General features: G+C 43.7%; 13 protein-coding genes. All 13 read right to left on the reverse strand.

All coding sequences use genetic code 11. The features are described from left to right. Positions 1-150: 150 nt before the first annotated feature. The 13 genes from RYH73_RS20055 to RYH73_RS20115 all read right to left on the reverse strand — a co-directional run bounded on the left by RYH73_RS20055 (position 151) and on the right by RYH73_RS20115 (position 24193). Positions 151-2904 carry a glycosyl hydrolase gene (locus tag RYH73_RS20055; RefSeq protein WP_335315266.1) on the reverse strand — a complete coding sequence of 918 codons (2754 nt, stop codon included), beginning with the start codon at positions 2902-2904 and terminating at the stop codon, positions 151-153. Positions 2905-3129: 225 nt separating this feature from the next. Next, on the reverse strand, positions 3130-3441 hold the full coding sequence (rhaM, locus tag RYH73_RS20060; protein ID WP_335315267.1) for an L-rhamnose mutarotase: 312 nt from the start codon (positions 3439-3441) through the stop codon (positions 3130-3132). 104 nt (positions 3442-3545) lie between these two features. Beyond that, entirely contained in the window at positions 3546-4703 is a 1158-nt protein-coding gene (locus tag RYH73_RS20065; protein ID WP_335315268.1) for a glycoside hydrolase family 88/105 protein, read from the reverse strand. A 79-nt stretch (positions 4704-4782) separates the two neighbouring features. Beyond that, positions 4783-5565 (reverse strand): rhamnogalacturonan acetylesterase, encoded by a 783-nt coding sequence (locus RYH73_RS20070; RefSeq protein ID WP_335315269.1) that lies wholly within the window; start codon positions 5563-5565, stop codon positions 4783-4785. A 101-nt stretch (positions 5566-5666) separates the two neighbouring features. Further along, positions 5667-7835 (reverse strand): hypothetical protein, encoded by a 2169-nt coding sequence (locus tag RYH73_RS20075; protein WP_335315270.1) that lies wholly within the window; start codon positions 7833-7835, stop codon positions 5667-5669. Between the two features lie 198 nt (positions 7836-8033). Continuing rightward, complete coding sequence (locus RYH73_RS20080; RefSeq protein ID WP_335315271.1) at positions 8034-11432, reverse strand: DUF4450 domain-containing protein; 3399 nt, start codon at positions 11430-11432, stop codon at positions 8034-8036. 289 nt (positions 11433-11721) lie between these two features. Next, positions 11722-13101 (reverse strand): glycoside hydrolase family 28 protein, encoded by a 1380-nt coding sequence (locus RYH73_RS20085; RefSeq protein WP_335315272.1) that lies wholly within the window; start codon positions 13099-13101, stop codon positions 11722-11724. A gap of 98 nt (positions 13102-13199) precedes the next feature. Further along, a complete protein-coding gene (locus RYH73_RS20090; protein WP_335315273.1) occupies positions 13200-14636 on the reverse strand; it encodes a pectate lyase family protein in 1437 nt (478 codons plus the stop codon). 17 nt (positions 14637-14653) lie between these two features. Continuing rightward, positions 14654-15736, reverse strand: a complete 1083-nt coding sequence (locus tag RYH73_RS20095; RefSeq protein WP_335315274.1) for a glycoside hydrolase family protein — start codon at positions 15734-15736, stop codon at positions 14654-14656. Next, positions 15736-16998 carry an oligogalacturonate lyase family protein gene (locus tag RYH73_RS20100; protein ID WP_335315275.1) on the reverse strand — a complete coding sequence of 421 codons (1263 nt, stop codon included), beginning with the start codon at positions 16996-16998 and terminating at the stop codon, positions 15736-15738. The genes RYH73_RS20095 and RYH73_RS20100 overlap by 1 nt, the downstream gene beginning before the upstream one ends. Before the next feature lie 32 nt (positions 16999-17030). After that, a complete protein-coding gene (locus RYH73_RS20105) occupies positions 17031-18536 on the reverse strand; it encodes a RagB/SusD family nutrient uptake outer membrane protein (RefSeq protein ID WP_335315276.1) in 1506 nt (501 codons plus the stop codon). A gap of 58 nt (positions 18537-18594) precedes the next feature. Next, complete coding sequence (locus RYH73_RS20110; RefSeq protein ID WP_335315277.1) at positions 18595-21837, reverse strand: SusC/RagA family TonB-linked outer membrane protein; 3243 nt, start codon at positions 21835-21837, stop codon at positions 18595-18597. Positions 21838-22381: 544 nt separating this feature from the next. Continuing rightward, complete coding sequence (locus RYH73_RS20115) at positions 22382-24193, reverse strand: RagB/SusD family nutrient uptake outer membrane protein (protein WP_335315278.1); 1812 nt, start codon at positions 24191-24193, stop codon at positions 22382-22384. Between the last annotated feature and the right edge of the window lie 18 nt (positions 24194-24211).

Raw genomic sequence — 24211 nt, forward strand, 5'->3', positions numbered from 1 at the left:
AACCTGCTCTATCCTGTGAAATAAAAGGCCACCCTTTTCAGAGGTGGCCTTCTTCAACTTACTTAAAATAGTACTTTTATACCTTAATAAATACTTATAACTAGTATTTATAGTCTTAATTAACTTATTTTTGTTTCACATGAAACAAGATTAATAGCATTCGATGCGTACCCGACCGGTTAAACCTGAAGGAGTCGTTTGCCAGTTCGAGGCGTCGAAAGGTTCATAGTCGATATTAACAAATTGGCTGCCATTGTATTCGCGCCATTTTACTTTTTTCCGATCTAAGAAGCGGATTCGATTGGCCATCAAATTCGCAACTTCAATCTCAATCGTATTTTTCCCCGGACGCAGCAGATTGCCAAGCTTTAGTTCATAGGGTAGACTCCAGATTAGTCCTGCATCTTTTCCGTTAACTTTTATATGCGCACTTTCAAAAAGGCTATCCAACTTCAACACATATTCCTTCGCCGATGTAGCCGGTAACTCAAAGCTAGAAGAATATACCGCTTTACCTGAAAAATCGGTCGTTGCATCGTCCTGCAAATCTGTCCAGCACATTAAGTGATCCAGGGAACGTGCTTTTGGAATCGTTGGCCCTCCCTCCTTAAATGTCAAAAGCCATTTCCCGGTTAATGAAATCGAAGATAAGGGCTTCGCTAAGTAGAACCAATCAGACTCCTTCGAATGCTCTTCATTCAATGCTGCTACAATCCAGGACTGTCCGGGCTCCAATTGTATACGCACACGCGTTTCCTTTCCTTTTTCATCAGTTGTCGCCTTTCCGCTTTGACCCGAAAGCGGGTCCATAATGTACCAAAATTTACCTTTAGCATTCAATGATAGATACTGATCGACCGCTTTCTCTGACAAGTTGACCAAGTAGTAATAGGTACCTGTTCCCATGTTACGTCGAACAAATTGCAGTCCGGCCGCCACCAAGGTTTCTCCCTTTAACTTTTCTTTCTCGAGCCCGTCTAACAAATCTTCGCAGATTAAGACTTTACCACTACCTATCGCCTGGCCCTCCGACATCTTGCGAAGGATATCCAATGCTCTTGCAAACTTCGCTCTATGCTTCTCCAAATCGTGCACACCCGGAACATCTTTTGGCAAGGATTGAAAAATAACAGTTGCTCCACCCTTTGCAAGTTGAATCAGTCTTTCTACGGTTTCAACAGGCATTTTGTCGGTTTTCGGAATCAATAAAGCTCGGTAAGGTAAAGCTTTTGTATTACCTCTCCATTGTCCTTCCTGTATTTGTAAATCCGCTAAAAGATGATCGGAGACAAAATCGAAAGAATAGCCAGCTTCCTGTAATAGCAAAGCCTGTTTATAAAATTCCGTTGGATGTAACCACTCATCGATATCATGTACTTTTAGGGCCTGCAATGAGCCTTTTGATTGATGCCATATATCATAGATAGGCCAATAAATCAACAATTCATTATCCGCGTTGCCTGTTTGCAGAACAGATTGAACGCGTGTGATATAGGAATTTAATCCGTCCAAATGGCTCCATAAGCTGTTAGCAGGCACAAAATTTACCGATGCATAAAAAAGCCAACCGGGCCAAGGAACCTGCTTTGGAGAGTAGGTAGTTCCGTGATAAAAAACATGATTGATCCCCGCTAAAAACACTTGATCTACCTCTGGCTTACACTGCGCCCATGAGGTCTTAAAATGTTCCGTCAACCACGTAAAAGTTTCACTCGAAACCAAGTTCTTCCCTGTAACGTGTGCGGCAGAAGAAGCAAACTTCAGCATCATCGGATCGGGATCTACGTTACGTATATCAGCACTATCGCGTCGTAGTCCCGGTATCGGGAAAGAACTCGATCCAAAAGTTTCAGCCTCCGGTATATCGACCGCTGCATATAAATCCAGCAGGTTACCCGGCGAACCGTGCGCCTGGTTTTTTGTAATACCATGATGTTCATGCGCCCAATTGGTCCAACGCTTCGTAAAATTGCTCAATAACATTTCGGCAACCGTTTCGCGGTAATCTGATTTGATACGTGCAACCTGTTCGGTTGAATCTTGACTTAATAATTCGCGGATGTGGTAACGTAAGTCATAACCACGTTTGCTTTCAAAGGTCTTCAATAGGGTTTCTGTCCAATCAGCACCATATACCTCATAACTATCATTATAAAAGGCCCGTATTCCTAAGGCCTCTTTGCCCAATGCTTCGGCGTAAGGTTGCAGATAACGATCCAAGGCTTCACTGGAAAAGTGATCCAAGGTAAATCCTGCACCACCTGGCGCTGCACGTTTTACCTGCTGCTTGGTTTTTCCCAGAAACAAAGCATATAATTCCCACGTACCCTTATCGGCCACCCAATGGAGTGTGCCAGCGCTATCAACTTTATCCGTCAATAAAAGCGTTTTATTATCAGGACCATATGCGGTTAAAGAGATTAAGGGAGCATTGGCTTGTTTAGGATCCGAAGATCTAATCTTTTCTCGCAAGTGTTGTTTTCCTTGTAATTTATACGTGCCTACTATTAACTTGGTAGCCGCATGGGCTGTATCAATTTGTGGTCCGCCAAAAGGCCAGCCGGTACCATTGGTTAAATCGACCCCCATTCCCAGGTTATCGGCCGTTTGCAAGGTAAACCGTAAGCGTTTCATCCACTCGTCCGAAAGGTGTTCTATGTATTGATCTTCATAACCTTTTGCTCCATATATAGGTGCAATTTCTACCCCGCCAAAACCGCGTTTTTGATATTCCTGAAGAAGGTTACGTAAGTTTGCACTATCCACCGCATTACCCATCCACCACCAGCGCGTCCAAGGTTTCATCTCTTTAGTAACTTCGGGCCAAAGGGTATCGGGTTCGCGCTGGCATCCTGCTGTTAGCGCGAGACTTATAATGAATATGTATTGAATTTTTTTTAACATCTTAATAATAGTAATAGTAGTTGAGTTGTAATAGTAGTTAAGTAGGCAGGCGTATTAGTCTATCCTAGGTTTTTTTATTAACCATCAATTAACTACTTCACTATTTAACTACTTAACCACTTAACTTAGCTTCTACAGATTGTCTGGTGATACCTCCACCAATGACGATCTCATTCATCGTTCATCACTTATAACTCATCACTATTTAACTACTTCCCTACTCAATTACTCCAAATGAAACATCATTTTCAGGGGTTTACTCACGGGGGAGTTATCGGCATTCGTTTCCATAATATCCGCCATATAGGCCCACCATTTTTTCACCAGCGGATGATCCCCGAGATCCTGAGAAGAATTACCGTACTGTCTTTGTACTGCAAAGAGGGTATTCGTTTCCTCATCCAAAAAAATAGAATAATCAGCCACACCTGCTTCCTTTAACAGCGCGCTTATTTCAGGCCATATTTCATCATGCCTTCTTTTGTATTCCTCTTGGAATCCAGGCATCAATTTCATTTTAAAAGCGATTTTTGACATTGTTGGTTTTTCGTTATTAGTTATTAGTTGTGAGTTGTGAGCAGAGACACTCCTAAAGGCAATACTACTTAACTCTTAACTACTTGACTACTCAACTTATTAACTCATTGACTAATTAACCTATACACTTCCGTTCCTGCCAGTAAGAAGCAACCGAGGCCATAATCTTCAAAATCAGGCTTGCTGGTATACGTCACAGGTTGACCATCCTTTGGTTCCTTTCCGGTGCCTTGCACATAACCCAGGAATCCATTTTTATGAAGGGATTCCTTTGATAACGCTTTCCAAGCCTTTGTTACGATTGGCAAGTATATCTTTTTATCCACCAAACCTTCGTTGATTGCCCAAGCCATCCCGTAGGTAAATAGTGCTGTTCCCGTCGCTTCCTTCCCTCCAAAGTGCGTAGGATCGTGTAAACTTACATTCCAAAAGCCGTCTTTCCGTTGCAAGGGAGCCAATGCCGCTAGCATATTGGTCAAATCCGTTAAATATTCCTGATAATGCGCGTCGCTTTTTGGCAATTCATCTAAGACCCGCACCAAGGCCGCTACTACCCAGCCATTACCACGTGCCCAGTAGCAATCTTCACCATTTGGTTCTTTGTAAGGTGGAACAAAATCCTTGTCGCGCCACCACAGTTTATCTTCGGGATTGTATAAACCATTTCCGCCCTCTTTGTATTTAGTATACGCATACAGTGCGTACATTTTATCAAAATATTTCGGTTCATTATAGGTTACTCCCAACTTTACGAATATAGGCATCGCCATTTGTATGGCGTCGATCCAATCCCAATCATTTACCTGATCGCTATTGACCATCGCATCGATGTTATCTTTAATCGCTTTGATCTGAATAGCTTGCTTATCTAAGCGATACAAGTCGATATACGTTTGACCGCAGCATTGGTTATCCGCATTGCGCGTAAACAAATCACGTGCAGGTGCCCATTGGTGCTTTTCTCCCCACTGAGTAGCATAGTTGTGATAACGCTTGTCTGCATCAATATGATAAAGTGCCATCAAGCCTTCGTAATATACCGCTCTTGTCCAGATATTAGCAGGACGCTCTTTATTTGTAATGATTGTTTTACCAGCGTCCGGCCATTTTTCCATAAAATAATTATTGGCCAATCTAAGCTGTTGCAACAATTGATCTTTCTTTGGCAATTGCTGCCCAAAACCTGGCAAAGTTATCACCAGTAAGCAACATGCTACCAATATTCTTCGTACATTTCTACTATTTATTTTATTCATCATCATCTATTTATTATAAATGTTTGTCCTTAGCTATTAGCTTCGAGCTCTATCTTTTTTAATAACGGAACAGGCGTAAAAGCAACTAGCGTTTAATATATTTTTTCAGGCCCATATCAGGAAGTTTCGAAATTGCCTTTGTAATGAGCTCCGCATTTTTTTGCGCACCCTTGCGGTCAGTATGCGTATGATCCGTTGGGAAAAAGGTGTGCGCTTGTTTTTCTCCTATACGATCGTAATAATCCGCCACTAAATCGTGTAGCGGAACAAATGCAACGTTTTCACGAGCAGCTACTTCCTCCGCCCATTTTGGATAGCTATTCAGATCGCGCGCAACCTTGTCAGCCTGCCATTTATCACGTGGAATAGGTGAGCATATAATGACTTTGGCGCCCTTCGTTTTTGCTTCGCGGACGAACTTGGATAGGTACCAACCATAGGTGTAAACCTCTTCCTTTTTCTGCGTAATTGGGTTGTATATTTCCTGATGTTCATCACCAACACCTTTCAATGTTCCACGGGCCCTAGCTGTATCATCCAAGGGGCCGCCATCGTTATGTCCAAACTGCATAATCAGGTAATCACCTGCTTTTAGCCGGCTCAATACTTCACCCCATAGACCTTTTGTTAAATAGGTTCGCGTACTGGTCCCTCCTAAAGCATGATTTTCAATAGAAAGGCGGCTTGTATCGACATACAATGATAACAAGCTACCCCAACCCCATTGCCCATTACTACCATCACCTTTACCATTTTTAACCGTCGAATCGCCAATAACAAATAAGGTGGGCTTGCCTTCAATAGGCCGCATTGCCAGTATTAAAAGCAATAACGTACCTGCCAACGAATGTATCTTTAGTAAACGCATTATTTTTATCTTATTCAACATGAATGTTTTATAAACCACAAAGTTTTGCTCTCATCAAATAAATAAGAAAAGAACAACGTCTCTGCATCCTGCAAATCGTGTTACGGCATCTTTTTAAACCCTTCCGCTTTCACCTGCCACGAACCGTCTTTTGGAAATCCCGGAAGCTCGCCCTCGCTTCCATCCCATCCACCGGCCATCATGGCTACCGCGGCTAATACGCCTCCGTTTCCCGGGAGATAAATACGTAATCTCCCATCTTGGTAGTTATGACCATTCCTAAGATATGTATTTGTTTGTATATCCATAAAGAGTGCATCAAGTGCTTTTTCGGGCAGTCCCAAACGTGCGGCATTCATCGCTGTCATCGGAAAATCCCATCCCCAAGTATCGGCCCATGACCATGTTTTCCAAACCGTATCCAAGGTACTTTTCATCACGTTCTTATCTAATTTGGGTGATTCAGGAACCATGCCTAAAGCGCCCAGCACGGCAGGATGATCCGTCCGCCATTTTGGGTTGGTATAAGAATCTGTTGCGCTCTCAGTTGCTAAGTAAACACCTCCTTGAACCGGCAGTGTTGCCAACTTCTGAATCACCTCATCCCATTTTTCATTGGGTTCCATGCCTGCCCGTTTGCGCCATTGTTGTGCAATGCGCAAGGCCCAATCCCAATAGGCGAGCTCATAGGTTGGATTGAAAGTTTCAGCCGCTTTAAAAACCTCTTGTGCCGGGATTACGCCTTTACCTAAATTATAACAGTCTTTTATTTTATCGTAAGTCGGAAATGACGCCATAAAGTCGGCCGTTTCAAAAACCAGGTCTTTATATTTATCAATGACTTTGGGGTCTTCCTGATCCCGATAAGCCAGTTCCGCCAAATAAATAAAATGCGGCTGTTGCCAAATAAGAAAAGCGGCTACGGAAGAAGGACTTTCATTGCCATCGTTGTCTGACATTTTTTGCCATCTGACACCCTCATATCCCTGACGTTTGGCGATTGCTCTTGCTTTCTCCACCGTATTTGCATAATAGCCGAGGCTTTTTTCCATCAGGTCTACACGATCCCAAAGTGCAAAATGCACAGCATGCCACCAGTGCATCTCCGTATGTGGTTTACCGAACCAACTGTTGAATGTCAGACCCGTCTCTTGCGGCGGATAATGCCCCGCACACTGTACCTTCGTTAAGTATTGCGACAACACCACGCGTCGCTCAAGTTCCTTCGCCCGTGGATCTTTACTCCCGGCAAAATCAATAGCTGCCCCCCGGTTCCAGAAGTCGGCCCAAGCTTTTGTGCTGCTAGCTAAAGTCTCATCGTATAAAGACCGCTTTCCCTCCATTTTTTTTGGCGAAAAGGCAGCACTGAACTCCAACTGATCCGTGTTTCTCCCTGGTTGAAAAACAAAATAATGATCTTCTTTACCATTGTTGAGCTTACCTTCGGTAAAAGCAAGGCTAGTTTCATAACGCGTTCCCTGGAGCTGATGACTAATATTGGCAAAATGTGTATCGCTTACTTCGATTTTAGTTTGGTGCAGCTCGGGGTGTTCCCAAAGGGTTCCCTCATCCAAAAACTCCGCTGTTGGGTAAGGATAACGTATATAGATAGCCAAGCGCCCTGCCTTAATCAAAGGCGATTGCACTTTAACCGCTAGCTGATCCTGCTCTTGATGGCCAGCGGTATATACCTCAACCGGCTCGCCTTCCACTTGGAAGGAACTATGAATTTCACCTGTCCATAAATTCAGTTCCTGGCGAATAGCTGTTAAATCCTTTGCTTCCGCTCGTTGGCCATCCTTTTTATAAAGTTCAAAGCCGATATTACCTAATTGCAGCCGGTGAGCGTTCTCACGAAACCAATCAGTGGCTTCTTTATTTCGTTGAGGTTCTTTCCATTGTATACTATATTTGGCATCTCTTCCTTCGTTGTTAAAGTCGTAGCTCTTCAATGTTTCTTCAAAGCGGAAGTTTTTTTCGTTTTTAGAGCTATCCCAAGCCCATTCCGATTGCGTTCCCAAGGCCACCCCCTTTTCGTACAATAACGGAAAAGTCTGCAAGCCTGTCACATCAACTGTAAATGCAAATTCTCCATTACCCACGGTTAAAGAGCTCAATGAATCAATAGATTCATTAACAACATTATGCCGGGTTACTACGGCTTTTCGATCAATGGAATCGTTCTTCTTCGTTTGCTTTTGATTACAGGAGAGTATTCCAATCAAACAGCAAGTTAATATCCATAAATAGTGTCTTTTCTTGTATATCATATTTGTTATTGGTTATTTGTTACTAGTTATTCGTACTGACTACTTAACCATTAGACTATTTAACGACTTACAAGGCAGTAAGCTTTAAGCGCACCCGCCTACGTTACTACATTGGCTAATTTATCACATTGGCTAATTGACTAACCGAGCGTAGCGAGCTCATAAATACCTTTAAAGTGAACACGAATGAATAATTCCCTACTCAACAACTTCTAGTGTCATTCCCATCAAGCCTATTACTACATCATTGGCTATCGCTCGCAATTCAAGTATCTTCAGTTCCTTTGTCGGGTCGAGTGGGAGCTCCAAAAGCGTGGCGGCGCCGCCGTCGATTGCCCGCTTCGTAAATCCCTTGATTTCATCATAACTTCCTTCCCCACCGCGTACAAACCGGCCGGTTTTCAAATGCAAGCGATAGGGTTTTTCCTTCGGCAAGGAAAAAGCATAACCCTCATCTTCATAATCTTGCTCGATCGGCCACCAATTATCAGGATTTCGGAGCTCTAGCGTTTCTTTGGTCCCGTCCGCGTAAACGATAGTCACTAAGCCATTGGTGAACTGGCTCTGCATGGGGTTGGTGGTACCGGCCATTAGTAAATAGGCTCGCGAGGCTTTGCCTGTTAGGGCAAGGGTCTTCTTTGTTGGGTAGTTGTCCCACTGCGAGGTAAACAGGATATCGTTTCCATCAACCGATAATTTTATTGGTACACCATTTGGCAAGCGTATATGACCCTGCGCCTTCGCTAACCGTTTGGTCCCTTGATCATCTAAAACAGGTTCAATCAAGGGATAGCACCAATTACCGATACCTTGCCAAGGTAGTTGTAAGGTCGGCGCACCCGGTCGTGGACTTAAGTAACGTCGCTTAAACAATTCTGTTATTTTTCCGTTGAACTCCTTGCTTAAGTCCAGCATTTCATATTTTCCTTTCCTTATAGCTGCTTTCTCCAGAGACGCGCTGCGACGATAAGCATCTTCAACGCGTACATCCACCGGCATCCACCATTGCGCATTCCCTTGTCTAAGCTTTACAAAGAACAATGATTTCCCCACTCGCTTGAAGGAAAACTTCCGTTTCTCATTTGAGGAATCCACCAATACTCGTTGTGGATCGTACACCTCTTCAAGCCGTGCTTCACGGATATCCAAGTTCAGATCCTGCCCCAAAACGACACTATTTTGATAGCCCAGTTCGGCTATTTCTTTATCAGCCCACTCGATCTCAATGTGGTAGCTTGCAGTCTTGGGTATCGATACCTGAAGTGTCGGCTGCCCCAGTGCTTCCTCTATCCATGTGCAGTCAACGTCTTTTCCATTCACCCTTACCTGCTTTACTGCCGCTTTTTTAGTGCGCAACAGCAATTTCAAGTTCATACTCCTTTGGTATCTTGGCGTGATTTCATAGTGATCAAGCAATCCCGAGCGCTTAAAAGAAAAACTTATATTGGGAACATCTAAATCTGCTTCATTCCACGATTGCGGTAAACCAGGACGTATAGTAAGCGTATCAGCCAATGCATCCGGTAAAATGCCAAACAGTCCCTCCGTTAAAGTTCGAGCCGCTACGCCAATCGGATCGGCAAAATCCCGGTATAACTCGCCCCTTTGCGCATCGTAGAAAGATAATTGTTGAAAGTTACCCGGACTTGCACCTAGATACATACTTTCGACAAGGTTGCTTTTCCACAGTTGAAAAGCCTCCTCCGACCGACCACCTTGCCAATAAGCAAGCGCCGTTTGCAGATTTTCAGCTAATGCGACATTATTGATCGACCACGTGTAAGGTTGCCAATTTGTTGTAGACAAGGTGTAGAAATGCTGCTCGGGCAGACCTCTTGCTCGTACAGGAATATGTGGAATATGGGTATCAATATAGGAAAGCGCCTGATATCGTTGAAAAGCGTCAGCCATCCGCGTATCGAGCGCGTGGTAGATCGTCCAAAGTCCAGGTTGCTCATGTTTTAATTGCTCGCCCAATAAATCTTTATATTCAGCGTACCATCCTTTATCCTTCAACCACAAATGCTTATTTACCGCATCTTTAATTTTTGCAGCTTCTTGCCTATAAGGGGTAGGGTTTTCGCCAGCTATCGCTGCTAACTGCGCAGCCATATCGAAACCCCGATAATTATATGCCGAGGTATGCGTCACACCACCACCGCTATATTGCAAGGCATCGCTCGCCCAAATGGCACAATAAGCATCATACAGGCCATCATTATCCTGATCAAAATTTCGTTTCTCCCACGCCAGGTGTCTTTTGATAGCAGGCCAACTAGCTTTTATAAAGGCGGTATCACCTGTATATTGAAAATGATTATATAACTGATCAAAAAACACCAAGTTCATATCGTAGTGATGGGGTTTGGTATTATCATTAGGATTTCTCGAGATATAACCACTGGAGAACACGGTTGTACCCATCTCCTCAAGTTGCCTTGCCAGATGCCGCGAGGTATCCGGTACCACCGGCCCTTTCTCCGGCTCCAGCACCTGAGAATGAAGGTAAGCTGAAAAATGCAATTTAGCGCGATCATGCCAGCCCAACGGATCAGCCACATAAGCCCCTCGCCAGGCATTTAAGCGCATGCGCCAGGCCACTGCCCCGTGTAAGTAGGTTGGAGACTCCCAGATAGCATCCGCCGCGATCGCCAATGCGCCGCCAAGCGTGTTGATATAAGGATCGGGGGTTTTAAGCTTCACACGCTCGGTCAAGCTTTTTCGTTTTTCTTCCGCTTGTTGAAAAACTACTTCCAATGGTGCCTGATCTTTTTCTCTTTGAATTGCTATATAAATTGGCTGTTCGTCTTTTAGCATATATTGTGCGCCCAGTATAGGACGATCATTGACTGAGCTTGCCCATAATTCAGGCAAAACCGTCAACTTATCAGCATTCAGCACTTTCAGGGATGGTTGACCGGAAAAAGCACCGAACAATTCCTGCGTTTGTTTTTTTTTATTTAAAAAGTTCAAATGGAATCCGCGATTGTTTAGGGTAAATGTATTAGCTTCACAATTCTCGGGCAGTAGATAAAAGCTCGATTCCGGGTCAGCGCCTATGTCGCCTGCACGACTGAAATTTTGCCCACTCGCCCCGCCATAAAGAGCCAAAAGTTTCGTCGAACCGGTCATTGCCTGTTCTTCTATTCGAAGGATCAAACCTTCCCTATCCGCTTGCGCCAAGACCTGTATCGTAAGCTGTCCCTCACCTAATAAAGTATCCTTAATCCGGTAAAGCATACTTCCAGGTCGATAACGCGTTTCAATATAATCGGCATCAATTAGCTTTTTATACTCTTTTCCATTGGTCAATACAAATTGTAAATTTCCACCCATACCCGGCATATATAAAGCAAACTCAGGTAAATCACCAGCTTCTACGCGAAAAGCTGTATTCGTGCCATACAAGGCGCGATTAAATCGCCGCCTCCCTTGCACCAATACAAAGTCTTCGCCCTCGGGTTTGTAATGTACCACTCGTTCTATACCGTGCCATAAAGGCTTATGGTCATTTCCCTGCGCGTAAGATGGATTGCTCGATAATATCATACTTATCGATATGATCATGCTCAGAAAAAATGTTCTTTTTTTTATCATAACCAATTATTTACTTTCTTTCTCCGCGAAAGAAAGTAACAAAGAAAACTCTCGGCTGAAAATGTTCTTTGAGCGTCTATGCCGTTACATCGCTTGTGCTACCCGAACCTTTTGAGGCCGATCTTTATTTATATGAAAGTTAATTCCTTCGACGATTCCCTATATTTTAACCAACAACAACGTATCAAATAAAATTCAAACACTCATTCCATATGGCCATTCGGGCCTACACGCTAAACCTTTGAGCGGCTGAATGAAGATCGCTTTACGCTAAACGAATAACCAATAACTATTCAACTCCTTTTGGCGCGTCCATCACCCTTCCATTGATCTTGACGTTCTCAAATACAAGGTGCTGCACATGATCAACCTTAAAGGGTTCTTTAATTCCTTTTAAATTGCAATTAATCATTCGCAGGTTTTTTACCGGTGACTGCTGATAGGCCGCAACCATCAGTGCGTATTGCCCCCCTTTTTCGACGTTCAGATTTTCTACCCAAATATTACGGATCGTAGGAATGTGATTCCCCGGTTTCTCGTAAAACATATTGCACTTGACGGCGGCTTCTTTGAACGTACCCACCTTTACATTTTTCATAAATACATTTTCAATGATCCCTCCACGGCTCGAGCTCGTCTTGATACGCAAGACACGATCCAGGTTGGGGCTATCCATTTCACAATTGATAGCATAAATGTTCTTAGCGCCTCCTGCAATTTCACTACCGATGACGACGCCACCATGCCCATCTTTCATTACACAATTTTCGATGATATGATTTTCGGCCGGGCGACCGATATTGCGGCCGTCTTCATCTCTTCCCGATTTAATGGCAATACAATCGTCACCTGTATCAAAATAGCAATCGCGTATCCATACATTTTTACAAGCTTCCGGATCGCAGCCGTCGTTATTAGGTCCATGGCTAATCACTTTTACTTTTTCAATCAGTACATTTTCACATAATACAGGATTGAGGTTCCACATGGGTGAGTTAATCAACTTCACATCCGCAATCCATACATTTTTACACTGATACGGCTGTATAAAATTAGGTCGTAAATAATGCCCATCACCAAAAATCCGCTTTTTAGGATCTGCTTCTTCATGCATCATCTCATGCAAGGCATTCCTTGCAGGGGTTTGCTTACCCAACTCTTCCCGCCAACCGTATTTTTTAGCCCCACACCACCACCACCAATAATCGTTGTTTGCATTTCCATCCAGTATCCCATTTCCGGTAACGGCAATATTCTCTTCCCCATAAGCATAGATAAACGAGGCATAGTTCATACATTCCATTCCCTCCCAACGCGTGAATACTATTGGATAATCCGAACTATCTCGACTGAATATAATCGTGGCACTGTCCGCTAAGTGTAGATTTACATTACTTTTTAGGTATATTCCACCGGTGAGAAACTTTCCATAAGGAACGACAACTCTCCCTCCACCACTTTTGTGACAAGCTTCAATCGCTTTTTTGAAGGCTTCCGTGTTTTTAGTCAGTCCATCCCCTACCGCTCCAAAATCCGTTATCAGAAAATCCCGTTCTGGGAAAACAGGCGCTTTAATCTGTCGCTTAAGCATTTCCATTTCCTGTTCCGGTTGCTTAGCGGAAGTCCATGCCTTCTCTTGTGCGTAACTATTAATTGACCAAGCTATCATAAAAATGAAAGATAAAAACATGAATTGGAGAGCGCATTTTGATAAAAAAGAATACCTTTTGTTTAGCTTGTTGTACATGAATGAATCGTTTTTAGGCACTATCTGGATGTTGGTGTTAAACCGTTAATATACACTTCTATATTTAAATATTGGGGGAAAGATGTATTAGGCTGTAGCGCATCGGCAGCGTCATTTGCATTGAGCCCTAAACGCTGCTCCCACACGTCAGGAATCCCGTCCTGATCGGTATCTTTTAATGCAGTGGCTTCGGGAAAAGATCCCAGCCCATCATTAGGTAAGGCTACATCAGATTCCGTATAAATATAGCTACCCTGCTTTCCTTTTGAGCGCAACTCATTGATCATCGATAAATCGACTTCATCTCTGCTTGGCAAGGTAGCACCGGCATTATTCAATACATAATGATAAGCTTGTTCCGCGTTCATGCTCGGCGTTTTTGCCGGATAGGCGAAAGGCTGTTGTACAAAATTTGAATCCGCTAGGCCCGGATATCCGATGGTGTCGAAAGGTACCAAGCTACCATCTAAAACGCCGTTCTTATTTGAATCGAAGTAATTCCCCGCGGCATGCAGATAAAAAGTTCCTGTACCACGGGAGAAAGGGGTGTTTTTCGGCGGCGTAAGTGGACCGGAAATAAAATAATTATTGAGAATATTTACCTCAGAAATACCGGCTGATCCACCCATAATATAAGCATCCCCTGAAACAGTATGACCCATTGGATTATCTAAATTCCCATAATTGTATACTACATTATTAACGAACTCATTATACCCTTTTACTTTAGGATTACGTGTCTTGTTGCTGTGATAAAGGGTTTTTAGAATACTAATTTTTCCATTCACCGTTTGAATCAGCCCCCCCGCAGAGTGATTATGCCGATGCAGACCTTGTCCGATGATGGAGTTCTGTATGGTTATGCTATCGGGTTCATTTCCTTTATTATCCCAATTAATGGAGAAAACCTCATCCTGACCCCAAGAAAACGATACATGATCAAAAATCATATTTTTACCATTAGCTACACCCGATGCATCATCATTGCGCGACGCACCGCCATTCACCCCCAACCGAATTCTCATATAGCGGGTAATGGAATTATTTGCCCCGGTAAAGGTGACTTTACGACCATAGAGTACAATACCTTTTCCCGGAGCGGTTTGCCCGGCAATGGTTGTATTCGCTGCGACACTTAAATTAGATTGCAAACGAATGATGCCACTCACCGCAAAAACGACAAATCGACCTGGTTGGCTTACCGCATCTCGGAAAGACCCCGGACCGCTATCGTTCAGGTTTGTGACAAGATAGACTGACGGATTTACCACACCACGAGCACCCTGTGCAAAGCGACCAAAGCCCTCTGCTCCGGGGAAAGCAATTACCTGTCCGTCTTGAACCAACAAATTGGCATTTGTCGATTGCGGCAATTTAGAACAGGCATTCAATAGGATCGTCATTCCAACTAGGCTGCTTGTAAACCAGCGATTTTTGCGTAAAAAAACAACTTTCATAATTCAGGATTTTTGGTTTATAATTCACATTTAAAAACAAAAGCACTGGAAGTTTGGTATTTGCCACCTTGTGAAGCACCGAAAAGCCATGCGGGCTTGTCCTGTTCTAATAAAAGCATCGGTCGCTCTAGACGCCCATATCTTTTTAGATGTGGCGGTGGTGGCGGTTCTTGTATATAATGACGAAGCGATTGAAAAGCAATCTTAGGTTCTGACCAGAGCAAACCGTCGTCCGACTCCATAATCAATCCAACCTCATGATTAAAGACTCCCATGTCACGTGCGATCATTTTAAACTTATCCCCTTCGCGCCATACAAAAGCATCTTCAAATTGGCGGTTTGCTCCTTTTGTCGAAAAATCGATTACCGGATTGCCAGCATATTTTTCATAGGGCCCCGCCGGTCTATCAGCAAAAGCCACCCCATACTTTCTATTTCCGCGGATCGGCCCCTTTGTAGTCTCGTAATCGTGTGTGTTCCACGACTTATAGTAAAGCCAATTTTTACCGTCCTTTCCTCTTACCCAAGCTGGGTTGGTGGTACAATGATCATCCCACGTGCCTTCCATACCCGGTAAGAGAATGGGTGCATCGCTTCGCGTCCACGGTCCATAAAGTGAAGATGAAGAGGCTACCCCAATCCGTTTTGTATCGGTCTTGCCATTCGAATTTCCCATATAGAAGAGATAATAAGTCCCATCTATGTTTTTGATCAGTGGGTTGTGACATGTAGTGGCATCCCAAAAGTTGGCACCTCGGGGCGTCAATACGGTTTCCAATACTTCAAAGGGCTTGTCGGGAGCGTCTGCTACCGCATGAGCTATTTCAGAGCCTTTGATCCATCCGCTCATTCCCAGATCTGCCTTCCATCGTGAGAAAAACACATGCGTTTTACCATCCGGAGCTTCAATTGGGCTATTGCACCATACATAGTAACCAGGCAGCTCCAAAGCTCTACCAATCGGTTTCAGTTTCCTACAAAAATCTGATATCCGGGCATCATCTTTGGTTCGCGCATGGAGCATTCTTCCCCCTTGCACCCACAGTGCCGCCAAAGAAAAGGATAAGGTGTGGATGAATTTCTTTCTATTGACTGTCATTAGTTCTTCGCTTTTTCTATCTCAACTGCATATATACCTTCAAAGCCTTCAAAATTTGCCCGGAAGATAATCCATTTCCCATCAGGAGAATAATGCACATTCGGTTCCAATTTATAATTATGATGTTTCATATTGACCAAGCGCTCCGCCTCAAAGTGATCACCTTGAGGTTTAAAAAGATAAATATATTGTCCGTCCGGTGCTTTAGCTACCGACCCGGGATCGCCCCCATCTCCTGCAAAGGTTTTATTATCGACAGCTGAGGTGTAATGCACTGACCATTCATTTCGTTTTAGTTGGTATTTGATCTCTTTTCCGCTCTTGAGATCCGTTCCTCCCACAAAAAAGGTTTGTCCACGCGGCAATTGCAAGTCGTACCAGATATAATCCCCCTGCTTATCAAACCACTCATGCCCGGCTATCTCCCTATCCATGCTGCGTTTATGAATGAGTTTGGGTCGATCCTTTGTTTTAACGTCAATCGTCCATATTCGATCAACCTTGTGCCAGGGCCCCTCATGACAGAACATAAGCAGATCTGGATTGGTAGGCGAAAACTGCACATGGTTTAACCAAGCACTATCCGTAAAGATTTTTTTCAATTGTCTTTTTTTCAAGTCAATGACAAATAAAGTCCGAGGCAATTTTGCTTCATAGATACGATTGAAATATTGGCTTTTCTCTGGATACCGTTTGGAAATTTCCTTCTCTTTATCGGTGGCATAAGCACCGCCTAATAAAGTAGCATCCGCATTAACCGTTGTAATGGAAGCTTTGAAATCCACAGGAAACACAAAAAGCAGTTCCTTCCTGCCTGTTTTCACTTCGACACTAAACACGCTATCTTGGCACTGAAAATAAACTTTTCCATTTTTTGGGTTTACGATTTCTCCTTGAATTTTCCCGGTTTCATAGGTTAATTGACGTGTTTTCAAATTTTCGAGATTCACGACGTACAGTTGTTTATCTTTCACATTGAGGTTGTAAATTTCTTGAGCTTTTGTCTTCAGTTCCCCTGAATAACTTTCCCGTTGACGCTCATTACTTCCATAAAAAATCATTTCGTTCCCTACAAAGGGATTGTTGTGAAAGTAGAAACTTAAATTAATTCCGGGACGTCGTACCAAACGCATCACCCGATGATGCGTTACGTTGTCAACCCATTCGTCCGGCATTTCCTTTCCACCGGTTTCGAGCAGTGGCTGCGCCTTTAAAGCTATCAATTGTGAAAGCAAAAGGATAATCAATAAAAGCTTTTTCATTATTTATTTTTTTAGTTTTATTCAGTGATGCCCTAATACCCTCCATTCTGCGTATATATGCCAGGTTTCGCATCTAGCTCAGCCTGGGGAATTGGGTAAAGCGTATAGTTTAATTGGAATGGGTCAATACGTGATTGTACGTCTTCCTTTTCGATCCAATTACTCATCACCGATTCTACCAAGCCGCTTCTTATCAGATCGTGCCATCGAGATCCTTCGGCAGCAAATTCTTTCCTTCTTTCCTCCATCAAACCGGCAAGATCTACCTGACTTCTAGGAGCCAAACCTGCTCGTGCGCGAACACGGTTTACGACTTGATCCACTTCTTGCTGTGATCCCGGAGCTCCATTCAGTGTGCATTCAGCCCTTAACATGAGGATATCGGTAAAGCGCCATACAATAAAGTTAATGGGCCAATCTTCCCGGTTGTTCGGCACACGCGTGAGATCAATATATTTCTTAAAAAACGACCTGGTTTCCGCTACACCGTTGTATACATAACCCGTCTGGATAGAAAAGGCTTTTCGGATATCACCCGTCTCATATGAATTCAATAAATCATCAGAAACCGGCCTGATAGTCAACCCTCCTTGATTGGGATGCCCATTGGTATTGAACCAGGTATCCGGGGCTAATAACCACGCAAAAGTTCCCCCGGCTACGGGGTTTTGTCCTGTTATATATTGAATATCAAACACCACCTCGGCATTGTTTTCATTATCATAGGAGAAAATAGAAGTATAGGCATTATTACCCTCTAAAAATTGGTATTCTCCCGAACCGATCACCTCATCCAATAACGTAGCTGCCTCTTGCCAATCATTAGTAGCTAAGCCAGACCCATTTACACCTAAATTAGGACCCGAGCGGGTCATATATACCAGAGCTAATAACGTTTGCGCCGCCGCATTGGTGACGCGACCGCGATCGACTCCCGCATACTCACTTTTCGAGGGCAAAAGAGGGATTGCTGTTTGAAGATCCGTAATAATAAAGTCGTAAATTGCTGCAATGTCACTTTGCGGAATGGTAGCGGCTTCGCTTGCTGTAATAACGCGATCGACGATCGGCACCCTTCCGAACCAGCGTAAGAGGTCAAAATAGAAGAAAGCGCGCAAGAAGCGGGCTTCACCTTGTAAACGACCTCTCAGATTTTCGTCCGTTACGATACTTCCGTTTTTCTCCAATTGCTCCAATAAAACATTGGCGCGGTTAATACCATTGTAATCCGTTAGCCAAGCTTCCGCTATATACGGATTCGCTGCCAGATTGCGGTGAAATCCGTTGATGCCTTCCCAATCACGTACACCTCCGTCTGATACAGCATATAAATTATCAGAACGTGTTTCCGATAAATTTAATTGTCGGTCCGGATAGCCGCGCAAAGCAGCATATATTGCATTTGCTCCCTGAATAAAATCATTGGGAATTGCATAGAAAGTTTCTGTCGTAGGATCAGAAATAGGTTGTTGATCGAGCTCCTTCTCACAACCTGTAAGAACTGCAAGGACCAATAGCACTAAAAAAATCTTGTTCATCACTTTATATCTTTAATAATGATCATCACTATGTATATTGTCCGACGCGGACTTATCGTTAAAACGTTACGTTCAATCCGAAGATCAACGATTTCGGAATCGGTAGACCGCCGTAATCACCCGCCTCCGGAAACTGCGTACTGCCACTTAAATTCGTATTTGTTGCTTCCGGGTTGAAACCTCCATCGTATTTATCATGGCCGAAGAAATTCTCAGCCGTAACAAATATGCGCGCACCTTGGAAAGTTGTCTTCGGAATGATCCGTCCCAAATCGTAACCTAAGGTAATGTTGCGTACGCGAATGTAATCAGATGGATAATACCAATCGGTATTCTTGATGCGCCCAAACGTACCGGTAGTTTTTCCCACTTCCCCTGCACCTGGATCTTCAGCAGAGCGCCAGCGATCACGCCAGCTTCCTAATACATTATCGACAATGCCGGTTCCCGTCCGATTAACGGCTCGACCGAACAAAGAGTAAATACCACCACCCCATTGGCCTTGCACGAGTACACTCAAATCAAAGCCTTTATAACGAAAGGTATTGGTAATGCCCCATGTATATTTCGGATTTGGTTGACCGACAATCACCCGGTCATTCTCATTAATGATACCATCGCCATTAGCATCAAAATACTTAGGATCACCTGCTGTTTGATTGCCGTACAAAGCCGCCCCGTTATCGATATCGGCCTGCGATAGAATACCCTCTTGCCGAACCACATAAATGCTATACATTGGGTCGCCCACGCGTAAAATACTATGTGAGATATCAAAAGAAGATGGGATCAGGATTTGCGACTGCCCGTTAGGTAATGAAGTCAGCTTGTTGCTGTTATGACTCAAGTTAAAAGAAGTACTCCATTGAAATGCATCCGCCGTCCCTGTAATATTTTGGCTGTTGATTTCCAATTCCCATCCTCTGTTACGTACGCTTCCTGCATTATCCAGGGAAGACGCAAAGCCCGTGATTTGCGACACCGGCACGTTCAAGAGCAGTCCGGTACTCTTACGATCATAATAATCGATGGTGGCCGTAATGCGATTGTTGATGAAGCCGAAGTCGACCCCAACATCAAAGGTATTCGACTTTTCCCAAGTTAAATCAGGGTTTACAATACCGTTGGGAGCTAATCCTGTAACCAGTTGGCCACCTAATGAGTAGGCATAATTTCCAAGGATGGACAAACTGCTGTAGTCGCCAATATTATAGTTTCCAGATTTACCCCAGCTGGCACGCAATTTAAGATCACTCAAGGTACCTTTGATATCTTGCATAAAATCTTCTTGCGACACCCGCCAACCTATAGAAGCCGAAGGAAACCATCCCCACTTTGTATTGGCACCAAAGCGAGATGAACCATCTCGTCTAGCCGACACGCTCAGTAAGTACTTATCTTGATACGCGTATTGCAAACGTCCGAAATAAGATAGCAAGACGTTCTTGGTTTCTGTTGTATTACCCGTCACTCCGAGTGCATAATTCAAGGTAGTGATCGTGCTACTTCCATAGCCGTTTTGGGACGACATGGTTGCATTATCCAGCTTATCGGAGTTATAAGAAAAACCTAAAAGCGCCGAGATACTATGGTCATTGGCGATCGTCTTATTATAATTTAATGTATTTTCATTGACAAGCGTTTGCCTTCTGAATGTACTGTAGGTTCCAGAAGTACGTTTGGTTAAATCCGATTGCCTATTCGGCAAGCTACCGGTAATCGTAAAAGGAATATAACGCTTAAAAGTATTATCCACATGATCTAAATTGAGGGTTGTTTTGAAGTTTAATCCATCAATAATCTCGTATTGACCAAATAAGGATCCGACGGTACGAAAGCGTTTGGTTACTGCCAGGGTTTGCTCTAACTTGCCTACCGGACTGTTGGCCGAAGTGCTCCAGCGGTATTGAGGATTGTCGCCAACATTAGGATATAAGCCAGCACTTGCTTCCTGCACCGGTGTAAATGAAACCAATTGATGTAGTATATTATCTTTTCCTTCCACACCTGGATCGTTATTAATCGAATACGTGGGTGTCAGGTTGATTCCAAAGGTTAGCTTTTCATTGGCTTTTACCTCTACATTGGCCCGTGCTGCATAGGACGTGAAATCTTGCTCTTTCACCATCCCTTGTTGCCCGTTATAGTTTCCGGACACATAATATTTAACCGCATCGGTACCACCACTGGCAGAGAGTTGGTAATTTTGCACGAGACCTTTACGAAAAGTTTCATCTTGCCAGTCAATAATATTTAATCCTGGATAACCTGGCTGTATCCAACGATCATCAATCATGTAACGCGTATCGACCTGATCAGCTGCTATACCCAGAATAGCGCGTCTTTCTTCCGTTGTTTGATCGGCCGTCCTACCCGAACCGGAAGTAACCCATTGGTAATTAATCATTTCAATAGCCCGATCGATCCACTCCGGACCACTTAACATATCAAGCTTTTTACTCCGCTCATTATAACCCACATAGGTGTTTAAATTAATGGAAGGTTTTCCGGACTTTCCTTTTTTTGTGGTGATAATAACGACTCCATTAGCCGCTCGGGAACCATAAATAGCTGCAGACGATGCGTCCTTCAGCACCTGAATTGATTCGATATCATTCGGGTTGATATTATCCAATGGATTGCCGGTAGAATAGCCACCATTTTGATTAGGCGTTGCTCCCGATAGCGGGAAGCCGTCCAGAACGTACAGCGGTTCATTTCCGGCGGAGATTGAACCAACACCACGTACCTGGACACTCAAACCTTGCCCCGGATTCCCGGTAGTTTGTTTAACTCTTACACCGGCCATTTGTCCAACCAAGGCCTGATCAACGCGCGGAAGTGGTCTTTCTGCTAATTTTTCAGTATTCATGGTTGCTACTGATCCGGTAATATTGCCTCGTTTCTGTTGTCCATATCCCACGACGACAACTTCGTCCAAGCCTTGGCTATCTTGATCCAAGCTAACATTTACAACAGCCCCGGTGACCGTTACCTCTTTTGGTTTGTGACCTACAAAGGAGAAAGTCAAGATTTCATTTTTTGCGGCTTGAATAGCAAAATTTCCATTTGCATCGGTGCTAGTTCCGGCCTTCTTCCCCTTTACAAGCACCGATACGCCCGGTAAGGCTTGCCCGTCCTGCGCACTTACTACTTTTCCTTTTACAGTTTCCTGTGCCCATAAGCATACGGGAAAACTAAACAATAGCAGACACAAGAAAAACCAGCTAATCCCTCGCTGTATTACAAGTGAGTGTACTTGCTGTCTCCGTGTCTGGTTCCGTTCTGATTCTTGGTTCATTTTAAACATGGTTAAATTGTTGGTGTTACTTCGGAAGCGATAAGAACTCCTTCAGTAAGCCTGTTGGTTGTGTATCTGCGTTTGTTTTCGAGTGAATTATTTACTCATTGGTTAGCATAGAGACCCATACCGGCTATTCTAGCTAATACAATATTAAAGAGCTGACGAAACGGATGCATCCTGTAGTGTCCTGTTTGCCGATAGGCAGAAGATCAAAAACAGCGTTAAAAGCTTATAAACGCATTTTTTAACTATGAGTTAAACTACGCAATCGTTTCCGGAATTGATGAGTGGTTGAGACGTCGAGTAGAGAAATTGTTGAGTGGTTAAGTAGTTAATTAGCCAATTGGTGAATTAGCTAATCTGATGCTGGGACCTGCGGGGGAGTAAAGAAATCAGTGAATTGTCGAATAATTGAGTAGGGAAGTAGTTTAGTAGTGATGCCTGCCGGTAGGCAGGAATTATGAAGTGATAAATTTGGACAAGGGGGTAGAGAGTAAGGAATCCTATTTAACTAGTTCCCTACTCCCTACTTAACTACTCCCTAATAGAGCGGATGTTGTTGTCCCTGCAAGCCTGGATTGTCATCGATCGTCGTAGCATTTAATGGTAAAATTTCCACTTTATTTTTTTCGAGACCTCTGAACAATCCTGTTATCCAAGCCGAGGAGGCATCAGTTCTATTCGCATTAAAGAGCGAAACATTACCATGCATTTCAAGCAAAGTATAGCCTTGAGCGTTTAATTCCTGCTGCTCAGACGCTGTTGGAGCTTGCGAATAACCGATAAAAGGAACTGCGACGACCGGATCGAGGAAAGATTTAGCTTGCTCTTTTTTGTAAGCCCGATATTTGTCAACGCCGGCATATGGTCCTTCACCTTTTGCCAATTGGATAAGTTTTTGCTTCGTTTCACTAAGTGTTTCGTATAAAATACCCCACCTCGTCAAGTCGGTTCGGCGCCAGCCTTCAAAGCCGAGTTCCAATTTTCGTTCCGAAATAATGGCTTTTCTGAAGTCCTCGTAACTACTCGGTGTCGATCCCATTTTAGCTCGATCATTGTTAAAAGCTCTTGACCGTACCTTCTCGTACATTTCAACGGCAAGGGCTGTTGGACCATGGTTCAGTTCATTTTCAGCTTCCGCATACATCAGCAAGACATCCGAATAACGTAGTACCGGCCAATTAATATCACGTTTGTTGATAGCAGTTCCTATTTCGGCCTTCCAGGTCACACGGAATTTACCGATGGTCATCCCTGCATAATTATTCATCTGCCGGGTATTATCGCTCGCGATACTATAATTACAGATAGCCACATCCCGCCTTAGGTCCCCCTCACTGAAATCGAAATAATAGGTCGGCAAGGCCCCCATAGCCGGTTGGGCTTTACCGAACATACAGTTCGTATGGGCAAACATTCCGTTTGTATAACCAATAGAACCATCGTTACTATTCGCTCCATGTTGGCCATATTCCAGCATTGTCTCGACATTATACTGTCCATTCACCAAATCACGGAATACCGTCTCATAAGCAATTAAATTATTCTCGCCTCGATCTACAATAGCTTTGCACGCATCTCGAGCAATCTCGTACAGCTGTGTAATGCGGTTGGCATCGTTACGCTGCGCAATACTTACAGAACCGGGTGCGAACGAATTTAAGTCCCAACGTAATGAATAACCAGCGGCATACAACGCTACCCGGGCGAGCACACCATAAGCTGTGTTTTTAGTAAAGCGTTCCGACGTAGCCACCATTCCTTCCCCTTTCCAGGGCAGCAGTTCGATTGCTTTTTGCAGGTCTTCAATACACCCATCCAAGATGGTATCGCGACTTACTCTTGACGAATTGAAGGTACCTACATCCACAACCGGAATTTTGGGATACGGAACATCTCCGAAGAAACGGACCACATTAAGCATATTCATCGCCCGAATGGCGTACGATTCGCCTAAGAGCATATCCAGCTTGCGTTTTTCCTGCTCATTGGCGGCCTCCATTTGCGGTAGATTCTTAATACATACATTTGCGTACTCGACACCGGCATACATCGCTGTATAAGTAGAAGTAGGAATGTTGGAGGTATTATATACATAATTCGCCACCTGATTTTTTGAATTGGTCTCTCCCTCGGTAGAGAAACATTCGTCGGTTCCCATACCGAATTGATAATATAATTCACGATTGAAGGTGCTGCTATAGGCGCCCAATACCGCCATCTCGGCCCGGGAGACATTATCAAAAATAGTTTCACTATCGAATTCTTTTTCGGACGGCATCTCCAGCCATTTCTTACAGGAGCTGCAAAGAACGACCCCTAGCAAGAAAATAAGTTTTATATTCATTCTCATGATTGACAAGCTTTGAAG

Source organism: Olivibacter sp. CPCC 100613 (genome assembly GCF_036959255.1).
Lineage (GTDB): Bacteria > Bacteroidota > Bacteroidia > Sphingobacteriales > Sphingobacteriaceae > Olivibacter.

Coding starts and splice junctions, on each gene's coding strand:
- RYH73_RS20055 (WP_335315266.1), bottom strand. CDS start 2,904: ATGTTAAAAAAAATTCAATACATATTCATTATAAGTCTCGCGCTAACA.
- rhaM (WP_335315267.1), bottom strand. CDS start 3,441: ATGTCAAAAATCGCTTTTAAAATGAAATTGATGCCTGGATTCCAAGAG.
- RYH73_RS20065 (WP_335315268.1), bottom strand. CDS start 4,703: ATGATGATGAATAAAATAAATAGTAGAAATGTACGAAGAATATTGGTA.
- RYH73_RS20070 (WP_335315269.1), bottom strand. CDS start 5,565: ATGCGTTTACTAAAGATACATTCGTTGGCAGGTACGTTATTGCTTTTA.
- RYH73_RS20075 (WP_335315270.1), bottom strand. CDS start 7,835: ATGATATACAAGAAAAGACACTATTTATGGATATTAACTTGCTGTTTG.
- RYH73_RS20080 (WP_335315271.1), bottom strand. CDS start 11,432: ATGATAAAAAAAAGAACATTTTTTCTGAGCATGATCATATCGATAAGT.
- RYH73_RS20085 (WP_335315272.1), bottom strand. CDS start 13,101: ATGATAGCTTGGTCAATTAATAGTTACGCACAAGAGAAGGCATGGACT.
- RYH73_RS20090 (WP_335315273.1), bottom strand. CDS start 14,636: ATGAAAGTTGTTTTTTTACGCAAAAATCGCTGGTTTACAAGCAGCCTA.
- RYH73_RS20095 (WP_335315274.1), bottom strand. CDS start 15,736: ATGACAGTCAATAGAAAGAAATTCATCCACACCTTATCCTTTTCTTTG.
- RYH73_RS20100 (WP_335315275.1), bottom strand. CDS start 16,998: ATGAAAAAGCTTTTATTGATTATCCTTTTGCTTTCACAATTGATAGCT.
- RYH73_RS20105 (WP_335315276.1), bottom strand. CDS start 18,536: ATGAACAAGATTTTTTTAGTGCTATTGGTCCTTGCAGTTCTTACAGGT.
- RYH73_RS20110 (WP_335315277.1), bottom strand. CDS start 21,837: ATGAACCAAGAATCAGAACGGAACCAGACACGGAGACAGCAAGTACAC.
- RYH73_RS20115 (WP_335315278.1), bottom strand. CDS start 24,193: ATGAGAATGAATATAAAACTTATTTTCTTGCTAGGGGTCGTTCTTTGC.